Raw genomic sequence first — 735 nt, forward strand, 5'->3', positions numbered from 1 at the left:
AATGACATGCCTTCCGCTAGCCACTCACCACCTTTACCGCCAACACCGGCTTCGTTCACAGCAAGGGTTTCCGTTAAGCGGTAACGTACTGGGAAATCAAACGCAGAGCAGAGTGCTGGAGCGCTATTGGTGCCATAGCCTGTTTCAATGATGCGGTTTTCTCCCGCCCAAATCTCAGCAACCATGTAACCTAGTGGATTAACGGTTTCACCCTCTGAGTTTACGTATTCAACTTCTGCTGAGGCGGCATCGACACTCTCACGAATTTCAGCCCATGCGTCTTTTGGTACTTGATACGCTTGGTCAAGACGCCAGCCATCAATCTTAAGTTCCTTGATCCAGTAAGTCGCGACCTCTTTGTAGAACTCTAAACTCTCTGGGTAAGCGACAGGGTTGTTCTCACCTTGCGGTAGTTTACCAGTAGGTGAAGGAGCAACATTCCCTTTGTGGTGACCGAATACGCCATCGAAGAATACGTATAAGCCGCGCGCGTGCGCCTCTTCAACTAGCTGTTTAGCTTGCTCCAATGTACCGAATCGTGGGTCGATACTGAAATAGTCAGTCGCGAAGTAGCCCGTAGCATCGAGTCTATCAGCCCAGTGATCTTGCCCATCAACAGGCTCAGAATTAAAGATTGGCGTTAGCCAGATACCATTCATTCCCAAAGACTCGATGTAATCTAGGGAATCAATGATGCCTTGGATATCACCTTTGTGGTGACTAGTGCCGTAGCCG

Annotated in this window: 1 protein-coding gene; it reads right to left on the minus strand. The window is 49.3% G+C overall.

The features are described from left to right. Positions 1-735, minus strand: a 735-nt coding sequence (locus KIV40_RS32610; RefSeq protein ID WP_285353508.1) for an alpha-amylase family glycosyl hydrolase, incomplete at both ends; no start/stop codon positions are given.

The sequence above is a fragment of the Vibrio sp. D173a genome (assembly GCF_030248475.1).